The organism is Candidatus Phytoplasma phoenicium (assembly GCF_001189415.1).
In the GTDB taxonomy this organism is placed as follows: Bacteria; Bacillota_I; Bacilli_A; order Acholeplasmatales; family Acholeplasmataceae; genus Phytoplasma; species Phytoplasma phoenicium.
The window spans coordinates 1-1,660 of the sequence record NZ_JPSQ01000074.1; the positions used below are offsets into that span (position 1 = coordinate 1).

A 1,660-nucleotide genomic window follows, 5' to 3' on the forward strand; every position below is an offset into this window, starting at 1 on the left:
AAGATAAACCATTTACTATTGCGATGCCTTGTGATATAAGTGGTTTAGACCCTACTGAAATAAAAAATGTAAATACAGTATATGGTAGTTTTGTTTTAAATTTATTACATGATAAACTTTTCTTTAAAAATAAAGATGGAGAATTAACTCCTGGATTATTAAAACAAGTACCTATAAAAAAAGGAAAGTTCTTAGATTGTGAATTAAAAGATAATATTTTTTTTCACAATGGAAAACCAATGACTACTGATGATATTATTTTTACTATTAATAGAGGGAAAGAAAAAAAAAATAATTTCTTTTCATCAATAAAAGAAATTCAGAAAATAGATAAACAAAAATTTAAAATTGAATTACAAAATGATGAATTATGGTGGGATTTTCCTTTTATAGAAAGCATTATGATTTTAAATAAAGAGGCAGTAGAAACAAATGAAAATGAAGGGATTAAAATTGGTACTGGTGCTTATAAATTAAAAAAATATGTACGTAACCAAGAAATAATTTTAGAAGTTTTCGACAAATATCATAATCCAAACATTATTAAAGAATCTCCTAAACACCTTAAAATAAAAATATCTATAGAAGATACAACCAATTTACAAGAATTAGAGCAAGGAACAATTCAAGCTATACATAGCTTTTCAGCAAGTCAAATCAGCACAGTCAAAGAAAAAGTAGCTTCGAACAAATATAAAAATATAAAAATATTAGAAAATCCAACAGCTTCTTCGAGTTATATTTATTTTAATAAAGCAAAAACAGACAAACTAGTACGTACAATTATTACACAATCTTTAGATATACAAAAAATAATTAATCAATTAAAATTATCAGATGTCTCCAGCCTTGCTAAAACTTATATTAATAGCTCTATTAAAGGACATGATCCGACAATTAATCATCATAATGTTCAAATAGCAGAAGCTCAAAGGAAGGTTAGAGAATTAAAAGATGCGCAAAAAAATTTAACAATAGCATCTGCTAAACAAACACCTTATTTAAATAAAATAGTTGAACAATTACGAGAAGTTGGTTTTGAAGTAAATTTACAAGTAGTAGAATTTGTAACTTTGACATCGAACGCAAAAAAAGGTTCTGATTCGCCTTATAATTTTATTTTTTTAGGCGAAAATTTTGATATGGAATATGGACATACAGTTTTTGACAGTTATTTTTTAACAACAAATAACGAAAATAATTTTTGTAGTATTGATGACGAAGATAAACCATATATCGAAGATAAAGTAGAAATAGCAAAAAAAGCCACAAACGAAGACAAATATAAAGAAATTATGAGCGAAATAGAAAAATATTTATTGGAACAACATTATATCTTTCCGTTAACAGAAAGTAAAAGTTATGTTTTAGTAAATAAAAACATTACTCAAGGTTTTGAACAAAACCAATTTGGCAAATTTTATAATATCAAATCCATTAGAATGAACAAAGACAAATAATGATAACAAATAATTATCAATTTCTTTAATAATAAATTATTTTTATATTATATTAATTTTACAAAATTATAAATAAATTAATTTTCAATTCTAGAAAAAAATAATCGCAAAAACTTCTCCAAATTGAAAAACGCATTCAAAAAAACATTTAGCTGACAAAACGTCTAAAAATTTCTGAAATATTGAAGATAATTAATTTC

The 1,660-nt window shown here is 24.1% G+C and carries 1 protein-coding gene; it reads left to right on the forward strand.

The genetic code is table 11. The features are described from left to right. A partial coding sequence (locus AlmWB_RS01690) for an ABC transporter substrate-binding protein (RefSeq protein WP_050337436.1) occupies nucleotides 1-1,460 on the forward strand: 1,460 nt, incomplete at its 5' end. Nucleotides 1,461-1,660: the final 200 nt, after the last annotated feature.